21 protein-coding genes and 1 pseudogene are annotated in these 24879 nt (G+C 69.5%); 12 read left to right on the top strand and 10 right to left on the bottom strand.

All coding sequences use genetic code 11. The features are described from left to right. From GV790_RS10825 to GV790_RS10795, 7 genes are read left to right on the top strand one after another with little or no spacing between them, the layout of a single operon-like run. Positions 1-849, top strand: coding sequence for an ABC transporter permease (locus GV790_RS10825; protein ID WP_163813206.1), 849 nt, complete (start codon positions 1-3; stop codon positions 847-849). Beyond that, positions 846-1595 (top strand): ABC transporter ATP-binding protein, encoded by a 750-nt coding sequence (locus GV790_RS10820; protein WP_163813204.1) that lies wholly within the window; start codon positions 846-848, stop codon positions 1593-1595. Before GV790_RS10825 ends, GV790_RS10820 begins: the two co-directional genes overlap by 4 nt. After that, on the top strand, positions 1592-2614 hold the full coding sequence (locus tag GV790_RS10815) for an ABC transporter substrate-binding protein (RefSeq protein ID WP_163813202.1): 1023 nt from the start codon (positions 1592-1594) through the stop codon (positions 2612-2614). Before GV790_RS10820 ends, GV790_RS10815 begins: the two co-directional genes overlap by 4 nt. After that, a complete protein-coding gene (locus GV790_RS10810) occupies positions 2611-3714 on the top strand; it encodes an LLM class flavin-dependent oxidoreductase (protein WP_163813200.1) in 1104 nt (367 codons plus the stop codon). Before GV790_RS10815 ends, GV790_RS10810 begins: the two co-directional genes overlap by 4 nt. After that, the gene (locus tag GV790_RS10805) at positions 3711-4880 is read left to right on the top strand and encodes an LLM class flavin-dependent oxidoreductase (RefSeq protein ID WP_163813198.1); all 1170 of its coding nucleotides are present in this window, start codon (positions 3711-3713) and stop codon (positions 4878-4880) included. Before GV790_RS10810 ends, GV790_RS10805 begins: the two co-directional genes overlap by 4 nt. Positions 4881-4892: 12 nt before the next feature. Next, positions 4893-5600, top strand: coding sequence for a class II aldolase/adducin family protein (locus tag GV790_RS10800; protein WP_163813196.1), 708 nt, complete (start codon positions 4893-4895; stop codon positions 5598-5600). A 19-nt stretch (positions 5601-5619) separates the two neighbouring features. Next, complete coding sequence (locus GV790_RS10795) at positions 5620-6549, top strand: ABC transporter substrate-binding protein (protein WP_163813194.1); 930 nt, start codon at positions 5620-5622, stop codon at positions 6547-6549. Positions 6550-6692: 143 nt separating this feature from the next. Here the strand turns inward: GV790_RS10795 and GV790_RS10790 are convergent, their stop codons facing one another. Beyond that, positions 6693-7610 carry an NAD-dependent epimerase/dehydratase family protein gene (locus GV790_RS10790; protein WP_163813192.1) on the bottom strand — a complete coding sequence of 306 codons (918 nt, stop codon included), beginning with the start codon at positions 7608-7610 and terminating at the stop codon, positions 6693-6695. 10 nt (positions 7611-7620) lie between these two features. Beyond that, the gene (locus GV790_RS10785) at positions 7621-8085 is read right to left on the bottom strand and encodes a nuclear transport factor 2 family protein (protein ID WP_163813190.1); all 465 of its coding nucleotides are present in this window, start codon (positions 8083-8085) and stop codon (positions 7621-7623) included. A 199-nt stretch (positions 8086-8284) separates the two neighbouring features. Between GV790_RS10785 and GV790_RS10780 the strand changes: the two are divergent. Beyond that, a pseudogene (locus tag GV790_RS10780) lies at positions 8285-8821 on the top strand (MFS transporter); the annotation flags it as partial. Between the two features lie 108 nt (positions 8822-8929). On the opposite strand, the gene GV790_RS10775 reads toward GV790_RS10780, so the two are convergent. After that, on the bottom strand, positions 8930-10765 hold the full coding sequence (locus GV790_RS10775; protein WP_163813188.1) for a DNA/RNA non-specific endonuclease: 1836 nt from the start codon (positions 10763-10765) through the stop codon (positions 8930-8932). Positions 10766-11056: 291 nt separating this feature from the next. Here GV790_RS10775 and GV790_RS10770 point away from each other — a divergent pair, with 291 nt between their 5' ends. Beyond that, positions 11057-11953, top strand: coding sequence for a hypothetical protein (locus GV790_RS10770; RefSeq protein WP_163813186.1), 897 nt, complete (start codon positions 11057-11059; stop codon positions 11951-11953). A gap of 198 nt (positions 11954-12151) precedes the next feature. Here GV790_RS10770 and GV790_RS31050 read toward each other — a convergent pair whose 3' ends face one another. Further along, entirely contained in the window at positions 12152-12286 is a 135-nt protein-coding gene (locus GV790_RS31050; protein WP_256673193.1) for a hypothetical protein, read from the bottom strand. A 162-nt stretch (positions 12287-12448) separates the two neighbouring features. Between GV790_RS31050 and GV790_RS10765 the strand changes: the two genes are divergently transcribed. Beyond that, the gene (locus GV790_RS10765; protein ID WP_163813184.1) at positions 12449-12910 is read left to right on the top strand and encodes a CinA family protein; all 462 of its coding nucleotides are present in this window, start codon (positions 12449-12451) and stop codon (positions 12908-12910) included. Positions 12911-13241: 331 nt separating this feature from the next. Here GV790_RS10765 and GV790_RS10760 read toward each other — a convergent pair whose 3' ends face one another. Together GV790_RS10760 and GV790_RS10755 are read right to left on the bottom strand one after the other, a co-directional pair. After that, on the bottom strand, positions 13242-14552 hold the full coding sequence (locus GV790_RS10760; protein ID WP_163813182.1) for a ferredoxin reductase family protein: 1311 nt from the start codon (positions 14550-14552) through the stop codon (positions 13242-13244). Positions 14553-14779: 227 nt separating this feature from the next. Continuing rightward, positions 14780-15463 (bottom strand): TetR/AcrR family transcriptional regulator, encoded by a 684-nt coding sequence (locus GV790_RS10755; protein ID WP_163813180.1) that lies wholly within the window; start codon positions 15461-15463, stop codon positions 14780-14782. A gap of 215 nt (positions 15464-15678) precedes the next feature. On the opposite strand from GV790_RS10755, the gene GV790_RS10750 reads away from it, so the two are divergent. Together GV790_RS10750 and GV790_RS10745 are read left to right on the top strand one after the other, a co-directional pair. Continuing rightward, positions 15679-17529 carry an ABC transporter ATP-binding protein gene (locus GV790_RS10750; RefSeq protein ID WP_163813177.1) on the top strand — a complete coding sequence of 617 codons (1851 nt, stop codon included), beginning with the start codon at positions 15679-15681 and terminating at the stop codon, positions 17527-17529. Continuing rightward, positions 17526-19271, top strand: coding sequence for an ABC transporter ATP-binding protein (locus tag GV790_RS10745; RefSeq protein ID WP_163813175.1), 1746 nt, complete (start codon positions 17526-17528; stop codon positions 19269-19271). The genes GV790_RS10750 and GV790_RS10745 overlap by 4 nt, the downstream gene beginning before the upstream one ends. Before the next feature lie 220 nt (positions 19272-19491). Here the strand turns inward: GV790_RS10745 and GV790_RS10740 are convergent, their stop codons facing one another. The 4 genes from GV790_RS10740 to GV790_RS10725 form a co-directional block, all read right to left on the bottom strand. Then, a complete protein-coding gene (locus GV790_RS10740) occupies positions 19492-20544 on the bottom strand; it encodes a salicylate synthase (RefSeq protein ID WP_163813172.1) in 1053 nt (350 codons plus the stop codon). A 354-nt stretch (positions 20545-20898) separates the two neighbouring features. Beyond that, positions 20899-22488, bottom strand: coding sequence for an NAD(P)/FAD-dependent oxidoreductase (locus tag GV790_RS10735; RefSeq protein ID WP_163813170.1), 1590 nt, complete (start codon positions 22486-22488; stop codon positions 20899-20901). Between the two features lie 35 nt (positions 22489-22523). Then, entirely contained in the window at positions 22524-23762 is a 1239-nt protein-coding gene (locus tag GV790_RS10730) for a cytochrome P450 family protein (RefSeq protein WP_163813168.1), read from the bottom strand. A 15-nt stretch (positions 23763-23777) separates the two neighbouring features. Next, positions 23778-24791 carry a methyltransferase gene (locus tag GV790_RS10725; RefSeq protein WP_163813166.1) on the bottom strand — a complete coding sequence of 338 codons (1014 nt, stop codon included), beginning with the start codon at positions 24789-24791 and terminating at the stop codon, positions 23778-23780. Between the last annotated feature and the right edge of the window lie 88 nt (positions 24792-24879).

Raw genomic sequence — 24879 nt, 5'->3', positions numbered from 1 at the left:
ATGGCCGTGCTCACCCCACCACTGCCCACAGCGGCGCAGGCGACCCCGCTGACCGCGCCGCGTGCCCGCACCGCCAAGCCCAGGCCCGCATGGGTGTCGGTGCCGCTGCGCTTCCTGTTGCCCGCGGTGTTCGTCGCCGCCTGGTGGATCGGCTCGGCCACGGGCGCGATCTCCGAGCGGGTCATCGCCGGACCGCCCGCGGTGTGGACGGCGTTCACCGAACTGCTCGGCAACGGCCAGCTGATCGATTTCGCCACCGCCTCGTTCGTGCGGGCCGCGCTCGGCGTCGGGATCGGCGTCTCGGCCGGCCTGCTGCTCGGGCTGGTGTCGGGGTTGTCCGCGCTGGGCGAGGAACTGGTCGACTCCACCATGCAGATATTGCGGGCCGTGCCGTTCCTGGCACTGGTGCCGCTGTTCATCGCCTGGTTCGGCATCGACGAGCTGTACAAGATCCTGCTCATCGCGGTGGCGACCGTGGCGCCGATGTATGCCTACACCTACCTCGGTGTGCGCAACGTCGACCGGAAGATGGTCGAGGCCGCCCGCGGCTTCGGGCTCTCCGGTCCGCGGCTGGTGCGCGAAGTGGTGCTGCCGTCCGCGTTGCCCGGTGTGCTCATGGCCCTGCGAGTCTGCTTGTCCATCAGCATCACCGGTTTGATCGCCGCCGAGCAGGTGGGTACCCGCGAGGGCGTCGGCTATCTGGTCACCCTCGCTCAGGAGTACAACCGCACCGACTACATGGTGCTGTGCGTGGTGCTCTACGCGCTGCTGGGTCTGGTCTTCGACGGCCTGGTCCGGCTGCTCGAGCGGTTCGCCATGCCGTGGCGCAAGCAGGTGGCGATCCGATGATCGAGGACCTGGGCAACCAGCCCGTCGCGGTGTCACTCACCGGCCTGCGGAAGTCCTTCGGCGACAAGACCGTGCTGGACGGGATCGACCTGACCATCCGGCGCGGCGAGTTCGTGGTGCTGCTCGGACCCAGCGGCACCGGAAAGACCACACTGCTGCGATTGCTGACCGGGCTCGAGACCCCTGACGCGGGCGAGATACTCGTGCCGGGCCGGCGGACCACGGTCTACCAGGAGCCGCGGCTCATCCCGTCCAAGCGGGTGCTGGCCAACGTGCTGGTCGGGTTGCGCCGCAACCGGATCACCCGCGAGGCCGGGCTGGCCGCGCTGGCCGAGGTCCAGCTGGACGGCAAGGCGAACCAGTGGCCCGCCACCCTGTCCGGCGGTGAAGCCCAGCGCGCCGCGCTGGCCCGAGCGCTGGTCCGCGATCCCGAACTACTGCTGCTCGACGAGCCGTTCGCCGCCCTCGACGCGCTGACCCGGCTGCGGATGCAGGACCTGGTCGGCGACCTGGTCGCCCGGCACCGGCCCGCCGTGCTGATGGTCACCCACGATGTCGACGAGGCGGTGCGACTGGCCGACCGGGTGATCGTGCTCGATCGCGGCCGCTTCGCCGTCGACACCAGCATCGACCTGCCGCGCCCGCGGCAGCGCACCGACCCCGCCATCCTGCGCTACCACACCGATTTCCTCGCCCATCTCGGCGTCGGCGACCCCGACCGCCCCCTCCTCAGGAGCGCCCCATGACCGACACTCTCTGGTACACCCGCTGCCCGGTCCCCACCGCCAGCGGTCTGGCGCACAGTCTCGGCTGGCTCGGCGAGACCGCGTCGGCCGCGGGCCTCGACTTCGGCGTATTGCAGGACGCCGGGCCGGAACTGGCCGGCCACCACTTTCTGCACGAGCTGCCGAGCCTGATCCGCGAGGGTGGCAATGTGCCCGCATTGGCTGCCCGCGCGCAGGGTTCACCCACCCGACTGGTCGGGCTCACCTGGATCGACGAGGCGCAGGCCATCCTGGTCGGCCCGGACTCGGCGGTCGCGGGCCCCGCCGACCTGCCCGGCATCCGGATCGGTGTCCCCGCGTGGGCCGCCGACCAGGCGCGGAGTTTCCCGCGGGCGATGGCGCTGCACGGCTTCGCCAACGCCCTGCGGCTGAGCGGGCACACCTTGGCCGATGTGACCGTGGTCGAGCTCGCCGTCGATCGGGATCCACAGGTGCGCAACGGCATTGCGCGCGACCGGTCCACCACCTGGGGAGTGGCCGAGCTGCTCGACGGCCGAGTCGACGCGATCTACGTCAAGGGTGCACGCGCCAAGGACGTGGCCGTCGAACACGGGCTGCGGGTAGCGGTGGATCTGGACGCCACCACCGACACCCGGTTGCGCGTCAACAACGGCACACCGCGCCCGATCACGGTGCACGCCGAGCTGCTCGACCGCCGGCCCGAGGTCGTCGTCGGATTCCTTGCGCAGAGCCTGCGCGCGGCGGACTGGGCCGCCGACAACCCCGACGGTGTCCGCGACGTACTCCAACGGGAGACCTTCGCCGGGCCCGAGGGCGTACTCGCCGCCTATGGCGCCGGGCTCCGGCATGGCCTGCACCCCTCGTTGTCGCAGGACCGGCTCGAACTCCTCGGGGTGCAGAAGCAGTTCCTCTACTCCCACGGATTCTTGGCCGAGGACTTCGATCTGGATTCCTGGGTGGCGGCCGAACCACTGGCACGGGCCCGCGAGCTCGTCGAGGCCGAGAAGGCGGCGGCATGACCGAATTCCTCTGGCGCCTGCCTACTCGCGGCGACGGCAGGCGCGCCCGGCCCGAGCTACGGCACCGAGGCGGTTTCGGCGCGCAGCGGCCGCCGAGTCCCGCCACCGATCCGCGCCCCGGCCGCTACGGACCCTTCGATGATCTGGCCCAGATCATCGACGCCGCCGAACTCGCAGGCCTCGACGGTGTGCTCGCACCCTACGACCCGTTCGGCGAGGAGTCCTGGATCGTCGCCGGCGGTGCGCTGCGCGGCACCCGTTACGCCACCGTGGTGGTCGAATTCGACCCCGCCTTCGGCACACCGGTATACGCCGCGAAGATGTCGGCCACCCTGCAACGGATCTCGCGCGGCAGACTCGCCTGGCGGCTGGTCGTCGACACCGACGACGACGCGGCGGCCGCCCGCGGCGACACCGTGGCCGGGGCCGACCGCTATGCCCGCGCGGCCGAGTTCCTGACCGTGGCCCGTGGTGTGTGGAACGCCGACCCGGTGCCGGGCGCCGGCTTCGAGGGGACGGGCTTCGCCTTCGAGGGCCGCTTCTACGACGTGGTCGACGGCGGCTTCCGCGGCATCCTGTCCGGCCTGCCGTTCCCGCTGGTCCACCTGACCGGCGATTCGGCTGCGGCACTGGATCTCTCGGCTCGTCACGGTGACGTGCACGTGTTCACCGAATCTCCGGAAGGTGCCACCGCGGCGGTCGGCGCCCTGCGCGAGCGCGCCGCCGCGGCGGGCCGCACGGTCCGGGCAGCGGTGGAGGTACCGGTGGTGGCCAGGCAGACCGAGCAGGAAGCGTGGGCACGAGTCCGCAGACAGTGGCAGGAGCTGGGTCACGACGCCGGTGCGGCGCACACGCTCGATCTCGGCGACGGGCGCTGGGCCGGCTTCACCCATCTCGGCTACCCGCAGCCGATCGGCCTGGTCGGCAGCTATGAGCAGGTGGCCGCGCGGTTGCGCGAGTACACGGCGGCGGGCATCGACACGGTCGTGCTCAGCGGCCATCCGCACATCGAAGAAGTACATCGCGCGGGCGAGCACCTGCTGCACCTGGCCGACCCGGCCGGGCGCACGCTCACCGCCGCCGAGGAGGTTCCGGCGTGACCATCGACATCTACTGGCGCATCGGGATGGAGGGCGACCACGCCTCCCTGCGCACCCCGCGCCGCTACAACCGCGGCCACGCCAACGGCTACCGCCCCGGCAATATCGCCCCGGCGATTCGAGGGGGCAGGCTGGACGACTACGGCTACATCGACCATATGGCCGCCGTCGCACGCGCCTCCGAATCGGCGGGCTTTCTCGGTGGGCTGCTGCCGTCCTTCCCGGTGACCGACGATCCATGGGCGGTCTCGGCGGCGCTGGCCCGCGAAACCACCACCTACCGCTTCATGGTCGCCTTCCAACCCGGGTTTCTGCATCCGGTGCAGGCGGCGCGGATGTCGGCGAGTCTGCAGCGGGCCACCGGTGGCCGGCTGGTCTACAACATCATCAGCGGCGGCGGGGGACCGGCGCAGCTGTGGTGGGGCGATAAGGTCGCCCACGACGATCGCTATGCGCGCACCAGCGAATTCCTCGACGTGCTGCGCGGAGTCTGGGACGGCGAGCCCTACGACCATGACGGCCGGTTCTTCACCACCCACGGCGCCGCGTTGCCGCCCGGCCTGGCCGGGCAACCGTTCCCCGAGGTGTACTTCTCCGGCTCTTCCGGCGCCGCCGTCGCCGCCGCCGGGCGGCACGCCGACTACTACCTGTCCTGGCTGGAACCGTTCGACGATCTGCGCGCGAAATTCGACGGCGTGCGCGCGCATGCCGAAAACCTGGGCAGGACACCGAAATTCGCGGTCCGCATCGACATCGTCGCCAGGCACACCGAGGAAGCCGCTTGGGCCGAGATCGAACAAGGCTGGGCCTTCGTCGACCGCGGCGCCGCCGAACGCGCGGCCCGCGGCGACTCGGTCGGTGCGGCCCGCATCAAGGGCTGGGTGCCCGAGACCATCACCGGCTACCGCGATCTCGAGGTGTCGCCGAATGTGTGGTGCGGGTTCAGCCTGATCCGCGGCGGACCGGCCTTCGGGCTGGTCGGCAGCTACGAACAGGTCGCCGAACGGCTCGACCAGCTCATCGCGCTCGGCGTCGACGCGTTCATCCTCGCGGGCAACCCGCATCTCGAGGAGGCCTACCGCGTCGGCGAAGAGGTGCTGCCGCTGCTCGGTCGCTCCCGGCTCACCGCCCGAGCCCAATCCACCGCGCTCACCACAGTCCGATAAGAGGAGAACACCGTGACCACCACCGAGACCCGTCTACCCGCCGCCGTCGCCGAATTCGCCGCCGCCGCAACCCGCGACGCCGAGCGGGCACTGCGGGTGTTCCGCAACACCGGCACCGTCACCGGCAACGGCACCGTCAACTTCGTCGAACGGGTGCCAGGCGAGGAGATCGCCATCGCACTCAACGCCCCGGGCCCCTGGGCCGAGGACCAGACCGTGCGCCCGATCGTGGCCGCCTTCGACGGCACGGTGCTCGACGGCGCCGGCCCGGCCGGTTTCGTCACCGGCTACGCCGAGGTGTTCCGCCGTCACCCGGAGATCACCTCGATCGTCCACGTGCACAGCCCTTGGCTGGGCGGCTGGGCCCAGACCCACCGAACGCTGCCGATCCGCTACGCCGCCGCCCAGCGGCTCACGCTCTCCCGGGAAATCCCGCCGCATATCGATCGCAGCATCGGCGCGGGGGAGTTCATCCTGCGACGGCTGGCCGAGGACCCCGACCTCGTCGCCATCTTCGAGGCCAACGGCGGCGCCAACGTCATCGGCCGGGCCGGCCTGCTCGAGCTGGCGAAGTTCGTCGTCCTGCTGGAAGAAGGCGCACAGTATCAAGCCATCGCCGAAACCCTCGGCGGCTCGGTCGAATTCGACCCCTCCAACCTCGCCGTGCAGTGGGGCCGCACCGGCCTGGCCGACGAGGCCCGCCGCCGCGGCCTCCTCTGAGCCCACAGGAGCCACTCCCATGACCATTCGAATCGGCTACTTCCCGCACAACAACTCCCTGTTCGTCCTGCGTCACCGCGGCATCCTCGAGCGCCGCCTGCCCGGCGTGGAATGGGTCGATCTGCGTGACCTGCCCGCAGGCCAGCGCGTCGACCCACGATCCGGCCTGCCGACCCTGCATTCGGACTGGCTGTTCGCCGAGGGCGGCTACGACGTGATCGGCACCGGCTTCACACCGCCCATCACCGGCCTCGCCCACGGCCGCGACCTGGTGTACCTCGGCATCTCCGGGCCGCGGGTGGAAAACGGCAGGCTGGTCACCACCGCCGCCAGCGGCATCCGCACCCCGGCGGATCTGCGTGGCAAACGAGTCGGCATCGCGCACGGTTCCTGGCAGACCACGCTGTTGCTGTTCGCGCTCGACCAGGCCGGGTTGCGCTGGTCGGACATCACCCCGGTCGACACCGACGTCCACGACGGCGGCGCCGCGCTGCTCGACGGCTCGCTCGACGCGTGGGTGGGCGCCTACCCGGGCCTTGCCGCGGTGGAAGCAACCACCGACCTGCACACCCTGGTGGCAACCGAACCGCTGTTCAGCCATCCCTCACTGTGGTTCACCCGCCGCGACTTCGCCGAGTCGAACCGCGTGGCGATCGCCGAAATCCTTGCCGCACTAGAGGAATCCGACACGTGGATCACCGAGAATCCCCGTGCGGCCGCCCAGTACTTCGTCGACGACGCACGCGCCAAAGGCGCCGGCGCGGACCTCGACGCCTGGGAGGCAGCGCTCCGCGGCCGCCCCTTCGGCGTCCACCCGGTGGACGAGGCCTTCCTGGACGAGCAGCAGCGCGCGGCGGACCTACTGGCCGCCAACGGCCTGCTGCCGCGCACAGTGCGCGTGCGTGACGCTGTCCTACCGTGGGTCGGCGAGGTGGCGACAGCCGTCTGACCTGCACCGCGCCGCTCGGCTGGGGTAACGCCGCCCGGCCGTTATCGGTCGGATCCGGCTCAGCTCAGGGGCATGGATGGTCGACGGCCTGTCCGCGCGCTGCCGCTCGTTGAGCACGTCTGTTGGCGTCGCTCGATGAGGGATCACACAGCCGGTTCTGCCCGGACCGTTTCGTACATTTGCTCGATCGCTCGCGAACAGTCATTGCGGTCGTAGCCGAGCAGCTCGGTCTCGGTCGGGTCCGGCTGGTAGCTGATCACATTCCCGCGGCCTTGGACAATGAATCCGTCGGGCAGGAGTGGATGCTCGTCATCGCGCTCATCGATCACCCGGCTACCGCCCGCGGCGTCGACGAGCATCTGGAAGTACTCCCGGAAGGTGAGGTTCTCGTCGCCGATCAGATAAGCCCTTCCCGGTTCGGCATGTTGTAACGCACCCCGAATCGCCTGGGCGAGCGATCGAGCGGACATGTAGTTCGTGCCACCGGGTGGTGCGAAATCAGGGATCTGTGGTTCGGTGCCTGCCGCCCAGGAGAACAGCTTGCGATAGCGCTTGGCGGAGCGGCCGCTGATGGCGCCGAGGATGTTCGGAGGGTTGAGCGTCGAGACGTTGAAGGACTCATCGGCGAGTGCCCTTGCGCCCTCGTCGGCGGCTCGGCGGGCCGCGACGTAGGGCAGCGCGTCGGCGAGGTCGGGCCGCACATGATGGTAGTAGCTGCCGATCTGGACGAAACGGTGCACGCCGGCCGCTTTGGCCAGCGCCGCGAATCGCGGGACACCCTCGGATTGCGTCTTCTGCCAGAACTGTGATTCGTCGGCTCCGCGACCCATATGGCGGAAGTCCTGGCCGGCGGCGAAAACGATGGCGTCGAACGCCGCGAGCTGGGTCGCGGTGAAGGTCTGCTCGGTGTAATCGCCGATGAGCACGGGGAAATCGTGGACAGGGGAACGGCTGTCCAGCCGATTGCGTGCCGCCACCGTGACCTCGTTGCCGTGCTCGCGCAGATGTAGAGCTGCGTGCGCGCCGATCATGCCGGTGCCGCCGACGATCAGAATCTTCATGAAAACCCTTTCAGGAGTCGAGATCACCCAGTGCGAGAACCGGTCGCCGCTCCGTCCATCCCAGGTGCAGGACCCGGCGCGCGATCAACCAGCGTCCGTCGACGCGCCGATAGCGGTCTCGGTAGCGCAGATGCCACACGACATCGACGGCATTGCCGGGCTTGCCGGTGAGATGGTGCGCGATGCACGCGACGTCGCCGGTCGCCGTGTCGGGCGCCGCGGCCATGTCGAAAACGTTGCCCACGATGGCATGCAGGGTGGCGTGGGTGCGTTCGAGCGTGCGGCAGGTCTCGATGATCGCGGCGCGGCCGCGCGCTTCATGCGTCGGGCGCATGGTGCGCGGTGGATCCGGCACGGCGAGCACCGCGTCTTCGGTGAACAAGTGGGCGAGCTCGCCCAGTTCCCTGCGGTCGGCACAACTCGCGTACCGGTGGACGAGATCGGACAGCTCGGCACGGTCCTCAGCGGTGATCACGGCGGGCCTCCTCGGTCACGGGTCGCGGGGACGGTTCGTCCAGCCACCCGAGGCACGCGGTACCCACCCGCCGCTGCCAGGCGTGCCGCCGTCGACGAGTGGCCGGCGATACCGCGATAGCCGTGCCGATCCCGCCGGCACCACCGGTGACCACTGCGCGCCGGCCGTTCAGCAACCGACCGGGCGTCGCGATCGCTGGATGGGGCATACGCCCATCTCACTGACCCCCCGAGTTCAGCGCGAGCCCTGCTCCCGGTGGGCGGGAAGTGCGTGCCGGGCGCGCATTCCGCTGAGCGGGCCTCAGCCTTGCCCATTGTGCGCCTGCGTTGCAGCCTTGCCGAGCGTCCGCGTGGCCGCGGCAGTATCGAGATCGGCGCTCAGCACAATCGCTTCCTCCGGCACCCTCGCGACCGGCTATATCGCTCGTCCGCTCGGCGGGGAGACATTCGGGCATTTCGGTGACCGGCTCGGCCGCAGATCGATGCTGATGATCACCATGGTCATGATGGGCCTGTCCAGCGCGGCGATCGGCCTGCTACCGACGTATCACGCGATCGGTGTTGCTGCGCCAATCGGGCTGGTGCTGCTGCGGATCGTGCAGGGAATCGTGGTGGGAGGGGAGTGGGGTGGCGCGGCGCTCATGGTCGTCGAGCACGCCGACGCGGGCAACCGCGGGCGCTGGGCCGGAATCATGCAACTGGGCACACCTTTCGGGTTCCTGCTGTCCACCGCGGCCGTGACCATCGTGACCCCCAACTGTCGAACCCTCTCTGGGCGATGGGCGCCGCACGCCCGAGTCGTTCGCCGCGCGCCAGACCGAATCGATCCGGAATCGGCTCGGCGGCTACCAGCGGATGCCCTCGACGGTGTCGAGTGGTGTTGGTTGTGTGGTGGTTTCGGTAGTGGAGTCGCTGGTTCGGATCGTTTCGGGGAAGGTGAGTTGTGTGCGTTTCTCGATCTCGGTGACGGTGACTTGGTAGGTGCGGAATTCGTCGAGGTCGAGTGCTTCGAGTTGGTCGAGGTTCTGGGTGAGAAGGAACGCGCGGCTGTGTAGTCGGCCGTTGGTGATGTAGGTGATGATTTTGAAGAACTCGCGGGGGATACGGAAGCCGCGGTAGCTGCGGTCGTCGTCGTGGAAGATCGGGCCGGCGATGATGGTGACGCGGAGGTTGTCGAGGTCGACATCGGCGAAGACGGCGTCTTCGAGTTGCCCCCAGATGCCGTTGCGGCCCGACTGGTTGAAGTCGTCCATGTGTGGGGTGATGTTGGTGTAGTAGAACGAGTCGCGGTTGGCTTGTTCGGCCTCGGGGCGCGGACCCCACAGTAGGTCGGCGCGGCGGGCGATGTGCCCGCGATCGATGCGGTTGTCGCGGTAGAGCTCGTTGCCGGCTTGAAATTCGGCCGGGATCCGAGGATCGAGGGTGAAATCGATTCCGTTGCGGCCGAGACGTTTGACATCACTGCCATCGATATTCCAGGCGACCCAGCGCGCGAACCGCCGCGACTTGCTCAACGCCAGCGAGAAATGGGTGTAGGTGAGAACCGGTGAGCCGTCGAGGGTGACGGTGTCGTCGACGAGGGCGGGATCGAGTTCGGGTAGGTCGACGCGGGTGCCGAGGAAGTCCACATCGAAGCCGGTGGCAGCGACGGTTTGCGTCGCCGACGGTGGTGTGAGGGTGATTCCGAGCTTCTCGAACACCGAGCGTGGCAGGCAGGCCAGAGCGTGCTCGTCCGGGCTGGAGTCGGTTTCGCCGCCGAAGTGCAGACCGACCATCACGGTGGTGGGCGCGGTGCCGGTGGTGGCCATCCACACCGCGCCGGAGTCGCCGCCGCGACTGATCTCCCCATCGGCGGCCGGATGCGCCGGGTCGGGCCCGATCTCGAAGCAGCCGATTCGGTGCTCGCCGGCATCGCCGTAGCCGATCTTGACGATGACGTCGACGCGCCGCACCACACCATGGGTGATGGCGGTGGTGCGCCCGCTCTTGACCACCGTGTCTCCGAGCTCGGGATCGCCGATGTCGGTCGGCGTGAGATCGAGTCCGAGGATCGCGGTCTCGAACCGGCGATCCTCGATGGTGGCGACCGCGCAATCGCCGGCGATCCCGAGGTGCGAGCGCCGCAGCACACCGAGCCGGTTGCGGTCGGTGCGGTTGTCGTCGTGCGGGCCGGGCTGGACGACGATGTCACCGATCGCTGCGCCGGGTCCGTGCAGGACGTGCCAATTACTCAACACCAGCGGTATGCCGTCGGCGGCGTCGTAGCCGATGCACCCGAGGGTGCCCGCGGTCCCGTTGATATTGGCGACACTGATACCGGGCACCACTGGATCCCTGCGCACCTTGGTCTGCGGCGGCTCGGCCTCGGCCACGATGCGGAACGACGGCTCGTACCGGCGTTCGAGCACATCGGTGGGCACCGCGACACCATCGACGTCGATCGCTTCCGGAATCATGCTGGTGCCCAGCGCTTCCAACTGCTCGGGGCCCACCTTCTTGCCGACGGTGAACTGCACCGACAACACATCCGTCGCCGCGCCATCGGTGATCTTGTAGCCGACGCCGATGGACGTGATATTGGGATCGTCGAGGTAGCCCGCACCTCGGGCACGGATGAAACAACGCAACGCCGCCGGCAGGTCGTCGCCGGAGCTGGGGGAGGTGGTGAGCTTCGCGGACATCGGGGCGGCTCCTTCTTCGCGCTACGCGGGTCGATCCGGCACGGGACGCACCCACTACCGGATACACCGACGCGCTGACGCCGAATCGTGGTCGCGGTAACGGTTCCGGGAACTATCGCCGAACCTGCAACGCCGCCTCGCCGGTCCTCGCCGCGCATCTCGATAGGCCTGCCACGTCCGGCCTGGCCCGAACCGGTAGGGCGTGGCGTGCGGCAGGAGCGGGCGATCCACCCACCGGCCCGACGACGGAGACAGGGCTGCCCGAAGGATGTGGATCACTACGCTGGCCGAGTGGAATTCACAACGGACGTCGAGCGTGGCGCGTGGCTGCTGGCGCGCGCCGGCGAGCACGGGGTCGGCAGTGTCGCCGGGATCGGCTTCGAGGCATACGCGCGGATCCTGCACCCGGTGGAGGCGGTCCGCCGCGACGCCGAGGTCACCGACGAGTGGGGCGGATCCGCGGTCGTCGAGGAGGCGATGTGGCCGTGGGCCGAGGTCGCGGCGCGCAATGGCAGAGTGATGCATCCGCTGGTGCAGTGGCGTCACCTCACCGACGGTGAGAATCAGGCCGCGATGACGTTCGACGACGGCTGGGAGGTCGGCCAGTCCGACGAGGGCTGGTTCGATCCGCGCTTGCTGGCCGCGCTCACCGATCACCTTCGCGCGACCACCGAGACGCCGGACCAGGTGACGGCCGCCGTGTGGCATGGATTCGGCGAGCTGAACACATCAACGGGTGTGGTGTGCATCGCGTCCACCGATGGCGATCCGAACACTCTTGCCCGGGAGCGAGCGCGCATCGAGGCCGAACTGGCAGCCTCGGTCTCGCCGCAGGTCAGACGAGCGTTCGACGCCGGACCGTTCCTGCCGTGGCCCGGGCGCGACTACATGCTGTTCGACACCGGTCTCACCGAACTCGCCGACCCCGACTGGGTGTATGCCGCCGGCCTCGGATGGACGACCGACTTCCCCGGCGTGACGCCCCAGCTGCTCTGGCCCGCCGATCAGGCATGGGTCGTGGCCAGCGAAATCGACTTCGACTCCACGATCGTCGCCGGCTCACGCACCCTGGTCGACGCGGTGCTGGCCGACGAACGTTTCGAGACCTTCGAGGTCACCGAGGAATCCGACCTGAGCTGGGACGGCGACACGATCAACCCCGCGCCGAAAGGCTCGGGATCGGCTTGACGACAGCAAAGGCGTGGACCGACAGGCACGTAGATCTACTTGCCGACGTCCTCGCTCGCGCGCCGTGCGCCCGTCGGCGGTTGCGTGCGGGCCGGCAACGAGAAAGGCACGCAATCGTTCCGACGTCGGGATCATCGATGCCGATCACGGCCGCATCGCGTGATTCGTGATGGCTCGCCTGGAGGTTTCTCTACTTCGCTACCCGAGGCGCCCCATCAGCGCTTCGGGTGTGGCGTGCAGAGCTTCGGTGACGACGTCGATCGCACCGGTGGCCAGACGGGGTAGCACGTTGAATGCGGCCTGCCCTCCGGATGCGCCCCTGAACACCCACACGCCGGGCGTCCTGACACCGTCCCGGCGATGGCTGCTAGTAGCCTGTCGGGAGTTGAAGGGTTCCTGCACCTCAGCGCAGAACGATGAGCCATGCGCATGCGCGAGGGCTCCGGGCTGCGATGGGGAGCGAGGCCGGGCGAAGCGCGAAGGGCGAGGGAGACAATGGTCGAAGCCGCGAAGGAGCTTGCTGATCTCGTCGATCGCCGTGGCTTGACGGTCGCTGTCGCCGAGTCGTTGACGGCGGGCAATCTCGCCGCGGCCCTCGGTGCCGCGCCGGATTCGGCGGCGTGGTTCCGCGGCGGAATCGTGGCCTACTCCAGCGAGGTCAAGCGGCGAGTGCTGGATGTTCCGGAGGTGCCGGTGGTATCCGAGACCGCGGCGCGGGCGATGGCCGAGGGCGTGCGATCACTGATGGATGCCGATATCGCGGTCGCGACCACGGGGGTCGGTGGCCCCGGTCCAGAAGACGGGGAGCCCGCCGGGTCGGTGTGGTTCTGCGTGGTCTCGCGCACCGAGTCCCGAGCGAGTCATCGGCAATACGACGGAGACCCGGCAGCGGTTCTCGACCAGTCGGTGCAGTACGCGATCGAGTTACTGCTGTCGCTCGCGAAGGCGGATGTGTGACCACTCAACCGTTCCGCCCGCTGGGGCTTTGCGGGCTGCTTCGTTCCTAGCCGATGCGCATACCGCGACGGCTCGGGTGCGACCACCCGGCAGCCGCGCTCTGCCGGGACACGGATATCGCTGCGGGCGATAGCGACGAGTGCACCGGCGTCAGGGCTTGAACCAGCGCACCCTGGATCACCGACCTGTCCGGGCAGATCGCTGACCTATGGAAGTGGTGCGCCGATTCAGGCCGAACCGAGGGCGAAGAGGGCGCAGGCGGCGAGCAGGATGAGTGCGATGATCCAGACCGCGCGGGTGGTGTAGGTGTGACGCATGCGTGTCTCCGGGATCAGACGAAGGTGAAGCGTTCGGTGTGAACGCGGTCGGCGGGGACATCGGCGGCGGCGAGTGCGTCCTCGATCGCGGTGACCATGGGCGCCGGGCCGCAGATGAAGTATTGGTGGTGCCGGTACCGGGCGGGTAGGTGTCGCTGCAGCAGCGCCCGGTCGATGAAGCCGCTCTCGCCGTCCCAGTCCGGCGGCGGGTTCTGGGGCACGAGGACGGTGGTGAGGTCGAGGAGCGCGGTCAAGCCGGCGATCTCCTCGTCGAAGGTTTGTTCGGCGAGGTTTCGGACCGCGTACAACAGCAGGAACGGGCGCCGATCTCCGCGGTCGGCCATGGTGCGCAGGATCGACATCGCGGGGGTGATGCCGACGCCGCCCGCGATGAGGACGAAGCCGGGGCCTTCGTGGCGGTCGGGGGTGAACACGCCGTGCGGTCCGTCGAGGAAGGCCCTGGTGCCGGGGGTGATGTCGCCGACGGTGGCGGTGAAATCGCCGAGTGCCTTGATGGTGATCGTGATCTGGCCGGTGTCCTCCGCACTGGAGGAAAACGAGAACGGGTGGGCGGTCACCGCGAAGGGGGACCGGTCGACCGTCAACCAGCCGAACTGCCCGGGTGCGAAGGGAAATCCGTGGTGACCGTCCGGAACGAGCGTGAGCGTGTGGGCGTCGCCGCGTTCGGCGGTCACCTTCGCCACACGCCACGGCCTGCGCAGCCGTCGCAGCGGCGCGAGGACGCGCACCCATACGAGCAGCCCCACCAGCGCCACCGTCATCACGATCCACAGCCACACCTTCCACGTCGCGTCGAGGTAGTAGCCGACGAGCAGCATGTGCGCCAGTGCCAGCGCCACCACCGCGACCGAGAGACCACCGTGGATCAGCTGCCACACCTCGTAGCGAATGCGCAGCCGCTGCCGCCACACCGAGGTCGCGATCACGATCAGCAGCAGCACCGTCGATGCGATCGCGCAGCGCGCCCGCCACGGCGCCTCGGCGAGATTCAACAGAGCCACGATGTCGACGCCGCCCGCCTGTAGCAGGACTGGATGAGCGAGAATGAAAGCCAGTGCCACATAAGAGATCTGGCGATGGAACTGCACGAGCGCGTCCTCGCCGAAGGGCGCTGCCACAGCACGGAAGCGTGCGACGAGTGCGAACTGTAACCCCAGCATGGACATGCCGACGAACCCCAGCGCGACCGAGAACTCTACCCAAAAGCCCCGGCCGCCTTCCACCGGACCGGCAACGGCGAACGCCAGTGGCACCACCGCGACCGCGACGTACAGGACGATCCATCCGATACCTCGAAGCACCACCGACACACGTACCTCCCGGACGAAAGGGGTGTCCGGCCGCGCTCGGCCGGCGCCGACGTTCACGCTATCGGCGAGCGCGGCGATCACGGCTACCTTGCGCGGTGTGTCGCTGGTCGACAGTGGCGATGACGGTGTTCTGGTGTGTTCTCGAGCGGTGCCGTCCGCGCTGGGCCTGTCGGCTGATCTGTCGAGTGAGCGGTTGGGCGACGGCCGAATGAACGGCGCGGTCAGTCGTCGGCCGATGCGAGATTCGCGACGAGACCGTCGACGACGTCGCTGACGGCCTTGCGGACGTCGTAGCGCGCCACCGCGGTCGTCCATTGCGGCAGGACACCGACGGCGGTGGGGTAGTCGTCGAGTAGGTCGGTGGCGGCGGACTCGGTCCAGTGCGGAGGCGCTTGGCCGCGGCGGGTCGCGGCGGCGCGGTCGTCGGCTGCCCGGCGGGCGGCGAGTTCACCGAGGGTGAAGCGCCAGAGCACCGAATACAGGTAGACCGCTTGCTCATCGGTGGCGCCGAGCGTCCTTGCGCAGCCGACGAACTCGTCGAGGATCCACATCGCCGCCCGGCCGTAGGTCTCGCCGGTGACGAGAATGTCGACCACCCAGGGCAATTCGTGCAGGGTCTCGATGAGGTAGAGGACGATCGCCACCAGCCGGCCCCGGGGGTCCGTGGGGAGGTCCGGGCGCTGCAGGTCGTCGGCGCGGGCATCGAGAACGGCGAAGAACAGGGCGCTCTTGGTGGGAAAGTGATGGTAGATCGCCGCCGTGCTGACGCCGAGTCGCGCGGCGAGGCGCCGCATGCTGAACGCGTCGGCACCGTCGGTGGCGAGCATGTCGCCGGTGGCGGCGACGACCGCCTCGCGCTCCAGGCGGACCGGTCGGCCGCGGCGGCGGGGCGTGGAGATCGGCATGGCGCTCTATTCTTCCGATGGCGCTCTCGACAGGAGAGCCGGGGTGTGGTCCCATGATAAAAACACGCGTCGGGAAAATCGCCGTAGGCTCTGATCGCCGCCTTCTCGGGCGGCCTCCGACTGTGTTAAGGTCGAGCTCTTGTTAATGATAATCGTTTTCATTGACCGGCGGTCGAGCCGGGAGCTGTACGCGGGGAATCGACGGGAGCCGTGACATGACTGGGACCGGAGCGACGCTCCAGGCGGACGAGGTGGAGCAGGAGCCGCAGCAGGCCGGGGACGCACCCGAGGTGACGCCCGGCAGCGCGCTCTTCCGGGTGACCGAACCGGTCCGCGGACGGCTCGGGGCCGCGCTCGCGGTCGCCGCGCTCGGGGGCGCGGCGGGAGTCGCCGGGTTCGTCTGCCTGGCACTCGCGTTGCGAGAACTCCTGGCCGCCGATCCCGCGAGCAGCACGGTCGTGCTGTGCCTCGTGCTCGCCGCCGCCGGGTTCGTCGCCCGATTCGCGTTGCGTGCCTGGTCTTTCCTGCTCTCGCACCTGGCCTCGTTCGATCTCGAGCAGCGCCTGCGCCGCGATCTCGCCACACATCTGGCCCGGATTCCGCTGGGGGAGGCGCAGCGGCTGGGCTCGGGCGCGGTGAAAAAGGTTGTCCAGGACGATGTGCGCGGGCTGCACATGGCGGTGGCCGACGCGGTGCCGCTCGCCGGGTTCACCATCGCGCAGCCGGTCGCGGCGCTGATCGCCCTGGGGTTCGTGGACTGGCGGCTGCTGCTGGCGGTCGCGTTGTTCCTGCCGGTGGTGTTCGTCGGGATGCAGTTGAGCTTGCGCGATTACGTCGAGACCCGGCGCCGCTACGACGAGGCCAACGAGGCGATCAACGCGGCGACGGTGGAATTCGTGCAGGGCATGCCCGTGGTGCGGACCTTCGACGACGGCACCGTCTCCTTCCGCCGGTTCGTGGACCGGGTTCGGCAGTTCAATGTCGCTACCACCAACTGGCAGAACAACAATCGCGGCGCGATGATCTTCGCCAACCTGACCGTCGCGCCGCTGCCGACCATCGTCATCGTGACCGCGGTGGGCATCTGGTTGTCCTCCGCCGGGTCCATGTCGCCCGCCACGCTGATCGCGGCCATCCTCATCGGCACCCTGCCGGTGGAGTCGGTGGTGCCGTTGATGAATCTGTCGAATTTGATCAACGACTCCAAGGCCGGCGCGGCGCGGATCGTCGACGTGCTCGAGATCGCGCCGTTGCCGGAGCCGGAGCGCCCGCAGCGCCCGGTCGACGGGTCGATCGAATTCCGGTCCGTCCGGTTCGGCTACGCGGGCGCGGACCGGGCCGCCCTGGACGGTGTCGATCTGACAGTGCCGAGCGGGACCGTGTGCGCGCTGGTGGGGCCGTCGGGGTCCGGGAAATCGACGGTCGCGCGGCTGATTCCGCGGTTCTGGGACGTGGACTCCGGGCAGGTGCTGGTCGGCGGTGTCGACGTGCGGCAGATCCCGTCCGAGGTCCTGCTCGGGCACCTGGCGATGGTCTTTCAGGACCCGTTCCTGCTGTCGGACACCGTGGCCGCGAACATCCGGCTGGGCCGGCCGTCGGCCACCGACGCCGAGGTCGAGGCGGCGGCGCGGGCCGCGCGGGCACACGATTTCATCGTCACGGAACTGCCGCAGGGCTACGAGACCCCGGTCGGCGAGCGCGGCGCCCGGCTTTCCGGCGGCCAACGGCAGCGGATCACCATCGCGCGGGCGCTTCTGATGGACGCACCGATCGTGATCCTCGACGAGGCGACGTCGTTCGCCGATCCGGAGAACGAGGCGGCCATCCAGGGCGCCATCGCCGAACTCACCCGCGGCCGCACCGTGCTCGTGGTCGCGCACCGGCTGTCCACGATCGTCGACGCCGACCAGATCGTGGTGCTCGAATCCGGCCGGGTCGCCGAAACCGGCACGCACAGCGAACTTGTCGCGGCCGGCGGCACCTACGCCCGGCTCTGGGAGCACCACCAGCGCGCCCGTGGCTGGGGCCTCGGCGCGGGCACCACCGAGGAGATCACGCACCGATGAGAAGAATCCTGCGGCTCATGCTGCTCGCCGCCGGTGACTACCGAGACGAGTTCCGCCGCACCCTGTGGTTCGCGCTGCTCGCGTCGATCCTGCAGGCCGCCGCCTACGCCACCCTCGTTCCGATCCTCTACGAACTGAGCCGGCCCGAGGTCGACACCACCGCCGCATGGCGCTGGTTCGCGGTGCTCGTGGTGTGCTGGGTGCTCCAGGCGGCCTGCCACTACGGGCAGCTCCGGTTCGAGTTCGGCCGCTGGGCCGACGTGCTCGCGGGCACCCGGCTGCGGCTGGGTGAGCGACTGCGGACCATGGCGCAGGCCGACCTCGAACGCCGCGCCGCAGGCGATCTCACCACGGTGATGGGCAGCAATGTCGCCAACGCGACGATGGGATCGTCCGGGATGGCGCTGCTGTTCATCCAGATGGTGACAGTGCCCGTCATCATCGGCGTGATCATCTTCGCGGTCGACTGGCGCCTCGGTCTGGTGCTCGCGGTGTCGTTGCCGTTCGCGGTGTTCTTCGTCCGCCGCATCCAGCAGATCACCGGCGTGGGTGCCCGCCGGACCGACGCGGCCGATGCCGCGGCGGCGAACCGGGTGGTCGAGTACGTGCAGGGACTGCCGGTGCTGCGGGCGACCGGGCAGGTGGGCAGCTCGTCGCAGCGGCTGGTCGAGACTCTGCGCGAGCAGAACGAAGCCATGTCGGCGATGCAGAAGCGGTTGACCTGGCCCGGCCTGCTGGCTTCCAGCGTCGTTCAACTCTGCCTGGTGGCGATGGTGGCCGTCGGCGCGGCCCTGGTGCTGGACCTGCGGCTGTCGGCGGCGCTGCTGATCGCCGTGGTCGCCGCCGCCGTGCGCTTCGCCGAACCGCTGTCGACCATGGCGAACCTGTCGGCGATCTTCGAGGTCATCGATTCGGCGCTGGAGCGCGTCGGCGACGTGCTCGATACGCCCGTGCTGCCGGTCGGTGCCCCGGAGGCGCGGATCACCGCGCACGACCTGGAATTCGCCGACGTGCACTTCGGGTACGGCGACGGCGGCGCGGTATTGCGCGGGGTGTCCTTCACCGCGCCGGCGCGCTCGCTCACCGCGTTGGTCGGCCCGTCCGGCTCAGGGAAGACGACGGTGACCCGGTTGCTGACCCGCTACGCCGACCCCGACGCGGGTAGCGTCCGGATCGGCGGCACCGACCTGCGCGACCTCGACCCGGCAGAGATCTACCGCAATATCGCGGTGGTGTTCCAGGACGTGTATCTGTTCGACGACACGATCCAGGCCAACATCGCGATGGCCGCACCGGACGCCACCCAGGAGCAGATCGAGGCCGCCGCCAGGGCCGCCAATGTGCACACCTTCGTCGAACGGCTCCCGCACGGCTACGAGACCCGCGTCGGCGAGATCGGCGGCGCGCTCTCCGGCGGTGAGCGCCAGCGCATTTCGATCGCGCGCGCGATCCTCAAAGACGCGCCCATCGTGGTGCTGGACGAGCCGACCGCAGCGCTGGACACCGAGAGCGAGGTGTACGTCCAGGAAGCCATCGACGCATTGGTCGCGGCGAAGACCGTCGTCGTGATCGCGCACCGGCTGTCCACCGTGGTGGCGGCGGATCAGATCCTGGTGCTGGAGGACGGTGTGGTCTCCGAGCGCGGCACCCACGCCGAACTGCTGGCACAGCAGGGGCGCTACAGCGCGATGTGGGCGGCGCAGACCAGGGCTCGGCACTGGAAGGTCACCGCCGCGGTGTGACGAGAGGGCGGCTTGCGCCCGACGTGGGTGGCCCAGACCAGGGCGCACGGGAGGCCCACCGCCACGGTGCCCACGAAAGCGATTGCGGCACTGCGTGTCGACCCGAATGCCGAACTGGTCTGCACAGGAAATCGCCCTCGGGCCGGATCACCGGGCTCCGAGGGCGTGCCGGACGGCAGCGCGACCTGCCCTCGCGGGCGAAGCGTTCACTCGAATTGGTTCACGCGGGGATCGGCCGCGGGGGAGAGGTGCTCGGCTGCCCGGCGCGGTCCGCGACGAGATAGGGAGCGATGCAGGAGAGCTTTTCGCAGGTCTCCTCGTGCTCGCGCTCCGGTGTCGAGCCGGTGACGATGCCGGCTCCGGCGCGCAACCAAGCGCGACCGTCCCGTTGATACACAGCACGCAAAACCAGTGCGGCGTCCAGGACTCCGGTGTGGTCGGCACGCAGGACGGTGCCACTGTAGAGGCCGCGAGTGCCGGGCTCGAGTTGGTCGATCGCGGCGCACGCCGGGGCCTTGGGGATGCCGGAGGCGGTGATCGCCGGGAACACGGCGGCCAGGGCGTCCCATCCGTCGCGATCGGGCGGCAACAGCGTCTCGACCCGGGACGCGAGATGCTGAACGCTGCCGCGTTCCTTGACGGCCAGGAACTCACCGACCCGGGTGGCGGTGCCGACACCGGCCAGTTCGTCGAACGCCAGCCGGACCGAGATCGCGTGCTCGTACACCTCTTTCGGGTCGGCGAGCAGTTCTTCCCGGAGCGCGCGGTCGCGTACGGGGTCGCCGGTCCTGGCTCGGGTGCCCGCGAGGGGCTGGGTCGTGGCGAGCCCGGCGCCGTCGGCCTCGAGTACGGTTTCCGGGCTGACGCCCGCCGCCTGCCAGCCGCCGAGATCGAGCAGGAACGAGCGCGCGGGAGTGTTGGCGCGCCGGACCGCCGCATAGGTGGCGGGCATATCCACCGCGAACGGCAGGTCCACGCGGCGGGACATGATCACCTTGTGGAACTCGCCGCCGTCGATGCGCTCCTGTGCCGCGCCCACCCTGGCCAGGTACGCGACGTCGACTCGGCCCACCGGCATCGGCGTGAGTCCGGCCGCGACACCGGAGGGATCGGGTAGGTGGAGGTCGAACGGGGTGCCGTAGCTCCTGATCTGGACCTCGGTGGCGGTGATCTCCAGTTCCACCCCGGGCACCATGATGTGCGCGAGGACGTCGCCCGGCGTCGCGGTGCGGGATCCCAGAGTTCGAAGCAGGCCCAGCCGTAGGCCTTCCATCCGGGGATCGACGCCCGGTCGAGTGCGGCGCGGATATGCGGCCACGGCGTGCCCGACCAGGATGCGGTGTGGTCGCCGCCGAGGGTGCTGTGCAGCCGATCCGGCCCGACGCTGATCGCGCCGACCGGGTTGCCCGCCAGGTACCAGCGGCCGGGCTGTTCGTAGACGATGTAGTCGGTGAGCTGCCCAGAGGCCGCGATCGCGGTCGTCAGGGCGAGCGGGTCGGCGGTGTGCGGGCGCACGCTGTGTACATAGCCGTCGGCGTCGAGCGTGGTGTGCCGGTTCATCGTGCTCACTGTTCGATTCGGGGATGGGGATGCGCGGCCGGTGCCGCAGCGGCACCGGCCGGCGCGATCACGCGAAGGATTCGCTGATCCACTTCGGCGCGTCGGCGCGGGTCCAGCGCATGAACTCCATCGCCGTGTCCTGGCCGATGTCGATGTACCTGTGTTCCGGATTGCCGTGCGGCAGGTACTCGGGGAAGAAACGTTCCTGGTTGATCCGCTCGATGATCGCGGTCGCGGCCGCCTCGGAGGTCAGCTCGCCGCGTTCGACGGCTGCACAGGTCGCCCGCGTCGACGCCAGCAGTTCGCGGATGTTGCGCGCCAGCGGGGAATCGGCGCGCTCGAGAGTGCGGAACACGGCGTCGTCGCGACTCGAGTAGTACCGGGACAGCGCGTGTTCCAGGGCGGCGTCGGCGTAGAAGCTGTAGGTGTGCCAGACCCGGAACACGGCGTCCCACAGCGCGTAATCGCGGAAGCCGACGTAGGAGCAGTACGCGAAATCGTCGTGCACGTCGAACATCCGCTGCTGCACCGCGTCCAGACCGAGGAACCGCCCGCGGGACCAGTCACCCGTGCGTGCCGCTTCGATGAGCCGCCAGGCCAGCGCGTTCACCGTCTGGAAGGAGTTGGCGAGGCCGCGGGAGAACAGCGCGTCGATCGCCCCCGCGGATTGTGCGGTGAGGCAGAAGCGGTCGCCGACAGTCTCGGTCGCGGAATATTGCAGCCGGCCGGTGCTCACCCACGGCCGGACCGCGCGCGCGTTGGCGAACTGTTTCGCCACCGCGGGGAAGCGGTCGAGGAAGGCCTGGAACTCTTCCTCGGGGGCCGGGCGGTCGTCGTCGACGGCGTCTCCGGTGAGGGTGAGTCCGACGCTGCACAGCGGGTTGGTCGAGGCGTCGTTGTTGTCGAACGGGATCACCCAGAGCCAGCCGCCGTCGAAGATGTGGTGCAGGGTGCCGTTGTGCCAGCGGGTCGGCGGATCGTAGGGCACGGGCGCGACGTCGTCGAACGGCTCGACGCCGATCATGTGGGTGAACAGCGAGCGGGAGCGGGTGCGTGCCCGGGTGGGCAGTTCCCGGAGCCCGAAACGCTCGGCCAGCACGGAACGGAATCCGGTGGCATCGACCAGATAGTTCGCTGTGAACGTCTCACGGGAGGCCGAGCGCAGCGTCGCACCGCCGTCGGGATCGACGTCGATGTCGTCGATCCGGGTGTTCATCCGCGCGGCGACGCCGTAGCGGACGGCGAGGTGGTAGACGTGCGCGTCGATGTCCTGGCGGAACCAGTGCGACTCGGCACGGCGGTACCCGGAGGCCAGCACGACCTGGTTGGCCTTGCGCGGATCGGACGGGCGGTCCTGCTCGTGGTACACGAAGCCGAAATTCTGCTTCTGCCCGCAGGTCTTGACGACCTTCTCCGCGGTGTCCTGGAAAGTGGACAGCGCGGCGAGCTCGGGGACGTCGTAGCGCTCGGCCAGCACGCGCACGGTTGTGCTCGCGTGCGGAATGGTCGATTCGCCCACTACGAAGCGCGGATGCACGCCCGCGTCGATGAGCAGGACGGCCAGGCCGTGCCTGGCCAGGATCGTGGCGAGCGTGCTGCCCGCGATCCCGGCACCGAGAACGGCGACGTCGTATCGGGGTGCGGTGGGCGATGTCATGGTCGAACTCCTTGTGCTGATGGTGCTTTCGGTGCTCAGTCGGGTGGGCGGACCGGGAGCGCGCGCAGGCCGCGCAGGCCCATGCCCGGGCGCCAGCGGGGCTCGGCCGGGCCGGTCGCCGGACGCAGGCCGGGCCAGCGCCCGGCCAGGGTGGTGAGCGCGACCGCGACCTCGGTGCGGGCCAGCGCCGCACCCAAGCAGTTGTGGATGCCGCCGCTGAAACCCAGGTGCGGGCGCGGCGCGCGGTGGATGTCGAAGCGGTGCGGATCGGGAACGTGGGCGGGGTCGCGGTTGGCGGCGGCGGTGCACACCAGCACCCGATCACCGCGTTCGACGCGTTGCCCGCCGAGCCGCAACGGCGCCAGCGCGAGGCGCATGGTCGCCGATTCCACCGGACCCCAGTAGCGCATCGTCTCCTCCACGGCCGGCGCGGCCAGCGACGGATCCGCACACAGGGCGGCCCATTGGTCCGGGTGGGCGAGCAGCGACAGCACGGCGCTGGCGATCAGGCTCGCCGACGTCTCGAATCCCGCGGCGACCAGCAGACCGATCATGGCCTGCAGTTCGGGGTCGGAGAGCGCGTCCCGGCCGGACGCGGGGTGGGCGAGCCTGCTGACCAGATCGTCGCCGGGTGTGCGGCGTTTGCGGACGACGAGTTCGCGGGTATACGCGTCGAGCTGCTCGCGCAGCACGGGGTCCGGTCCGGACAGCGGGGTGGCGGCGGTGGCGGCGCGGACCGCGAGATCGTGCAGACCGGGGTGCCATTCCGCGGGAAAACCGAGGATGTCGCCGAGCACGGTCAGCGACAGCGGATAGGCGTAGGTGTGCAGCAGGTCCACGGTGCCGTCGCCGTCACGGGCGGCCCGGTCCGCTTCGTCCAGCAGGCGCTCGGCGTGACGGATCACGGAAGGGCGCAACGCGGTGACCGACCGCGACGTGAATGCCTGCTGTGCGGCTCGGCGCAATCGGGTGTGCTGCGGCGGGTCGGACAGCAGCATCGAGTCGGGCGGATCGGTGATGCCCGCCCGGGCCCGGGCGGTGCGCTGCGCCGGGGTGAGCAGCGCACGGGGATTGTTGGCCAGCCCGGGCGCACGCAGCGCGGCCTCGGCGACGGCGTATCCGGTGATCATCCAGAATCCGCGACCGGGTTGTTCTGGCAGTTCGGCGAAGACGATCGGTGCGTGCGCACGCAACTCGTCGTAGACGGTATGGGCGCGGGCGTGGAAATCGTCGGCGAGCAGGTCGACCACGATCGGCCGGGGTGTCTCGGGCATCGGTGAGGTATCCGTTCAGACCGGCATGGCCTCGATCAGCGAGTACGAGGTGGGAATGACCGTGGGGTGCACCGCGACGACCGCGAAACCCGCTCGGCTGCACAGGGTCTCGTACTCGGTGCGGGTGCGTTCCTGGCCGCCCATGTTGACGAGCATGCTGATGTCGGTGAGATAGGGGGCCGGATCGGCGGTGTCGACCAGGTCGGGTAGCACCGATTCCACGATCAGCAACCTGCCGTCGGCGGGGGTGACCTCGCGGCAGCGGCCGAGAATCGTGGCGCAGCGCTCGTCGTCCCAGTCGTGCAGGATGTTCTTCAGCACGTACAGGTCGCCGCCTTCGGGTACCGCGGCGAAGAAATCGCCCGCCTCGATTCGGCAGCGGTCGGCGACACCGGCCGCGGCCAGCGTAGCGCCGGCCTCGGCGACGCCGCTCGGCGAGTCGAAGACGACGCCGCCCACCGCGGGCGCGCCCCGAAGGATCTGCGAGATCAAGGTGCCGTCGCCGCCGCCGACATCGATCACCGTGCCGTGCCGGGTGAAGTCGTAGCTCACCGGAACCAGTTGTGCGATGGGCAGGCTCACCTGCCGCATGGTCGCGTTGAACCGTTCCGACAGATCCGGGCGGGTGGCGAGGAAGCCGAAGAAGTCGGTGCCGTAGAGCCCCTCGAACGTCGGACGGCCGGTGCGCACCGCCTCCTCGGTCAGCTTCCAGGAGTCCAGCAGAGCCGGGTCGGTGAACAGCAGCACCGCCGCGGCCTGGGAGTCGGGGCGGTCGGTGCGCAGCGGCATTCCCGCCTCGCCCAGTCGGAACCGGCCCGGGCCCGTCTCGACGACGATCTCCAAAGCCGCCAATGCCCGGAGCAGCCGGGCCAGCGCACCGGGGTCGGCCCCGGTGCGGGCGGCCAGTTCCCGATGATCGAGTTCGTCGTCGCCGAGGTGATCGGCCAGCCCGAGACGGGCGGCCGTGCCGACCACCTGGGAGCAGATCGTTCCGAACATCATGTTCATGAGTCGCTGGTGAGCTGCCATGCCTGCTTCCTGTACCGCGCCGAAGATGTTGTCCACCTGCGGGTTTCGTGTCCCCGAACGGTCCATCTCGCTTGACCGAATTGCTCGG

It is taken from the genome of Nocardia cyriacigeorgica (assembly GCF_010858045.1).
In the GTDB taxonomy this organism is placed as follows: Bacteria; Actinomycetota; Actinomycetes; order Mycobacteriales; family Mycobacteriaceae; genus Nocardia; species Nocardia cyriacigeorgica_E.
Note: the sequence above shows the minus strand (reverse complement) of the source record. Positions and strands in the feature narration are given on the sequence as shown.